Consider the following 1562-nt stretch of genomic DNA (forward strand, 5'->3'; position numbering starts at 1 on the left):
GCTCCGAATTCATTGCCTAATTTTCTAAGCTTGTCAGCTTCTTCATCGAACAATTCTGTTGGGAATTCACCTTCTCCAACTCTTGATGTGTATGCTTTTACAACTCCCATGATTGTGTCGTCATCAGTCAATGTAACATCTGCTGCTGATGCGCTGTAAGCAGTTGTTGTGCTTGATGTAACGTATGGGTATGTTCCTGAGTCTAAGTCAAGCATGATTCCTTGTGCACCTTCGAAAAGAACTTTTTTGTTTTTGATTTCTTCTTCGATTTCAGATGCTGATGTGAATGTAACGCCCAATTTTAATAATTGGTCGAATTTGTCAAGCAAATAATTTACTGTTTCGTCGACATCGATGTGCATTTTGCCTTCGTAGATGTTGTTTTTCAAATAAACTATTTCTTCAACGCGTTCTCTTAACAATTCATCGTCAAACAAATCAATAATTCTAACGTTTTGTCTAGCAGCTTTGTCTTGATAAGCAGGTCCGATACCTCTTTTTGTAGTTCCGATAGGATTTTTTCTCATAGATTCCAACAATCCATCTTCTTCTTTGTGGTAAGGTAGAACGATAAATGTTTCTACATCGACCATGATTCTCTTGGAAATTCCTGGGAAATCAGCTTCCAAAACTTTCAACTCTTCAATCATTTGTTCTAATTCGATTACCATTCCTTTTGCCAAGAATCCCTTAGAATCTGTGTCAAAAGTTATTGATGGTAGTAAATGATGTACGTACTTTTTGTCTTTAAAATAAATAGTATGTCCTGCGTTGGCACCACCAGAAGATCTTACAATAATATCATTAAATTTGGAAAAGTAATTTACAACCTTTCCCTTACCTTCGTCTCCCCATTGTGCACCAATTATCGCTAATTTATTCATAACAACTTCCTTTCAAATTATTAGATTCATTTAACTGTTAAGTTAACTACAAATCACAACTACTAATTATACCATATTCCCACATTTAAAAATAGTGTAAAATCCGTAATTTATCCAATTTGTTATTTTGAATTATTCTTTCATTTATATTATACACCAAGTTATATCTAATTCTGATACCAACAAAAAAGTCCTCACAAAATCTCCGCCAAAATCCAATGAGAACTTCGCTATGTTACGACAAGAATATTTCAATTTTCTATTAAATCATATTAAAATTAAGAAAATTACGTAAAAAATTACCAAAGACAAAATTATGCCAATTTTTAACTTTTTTGATATTTCCGATAAAAATATATTTGCGGCAAAGCTAAACATATTTATTCCCACTAAAAGAATCAATGTGATTTTTGGTAATTGAATATTTCTCTTGTTAACTATAAATATTAAAATTACTGTTATTAAATAAATTAATTTGCATATTCCAGATAAGTACTTGCTTTTCATTCTTCTCATTCTTCTCCCTCTTGATAGTGAATATTCTTATAACTTATATGATAAATTTTCATTTACCATTTGTCAATCATGACCACCCGTAAAACGGGTGGTTTGTTCATGGGCTATAAGCCCGAGTGATACCAACCAGCGTCTCAAGGCGCTGGTTTTCACTCTGTTCAA

Annotated in this window: 1 protein-coding gene; it reads right to left on the reverse strand. The window is 32.5% G+C overall.

Features of this window, described 5'->3' with window-relative positions; all coding sequences use genetic code 11:
* Positions 1–884 (reverse strand): adenylosuccinate synthase (locus KHW44_RS09510; RefSeq protein ID WP_304068859.1); only part of this gene is annotated, 884 nt, incomplete at its 3' end.
* Positions 885–1562 lie beyond the last annotated feature (678 nt).

Source organism: Finegoldia magna, from assembly GCF_018371055.1.
Taxonomy (GTDB): Bacteria; Bacillota; Clostridia; order Tissierellales; family Peptoniphilaceae; genus Finegoldia; species Finegoldia magna_I.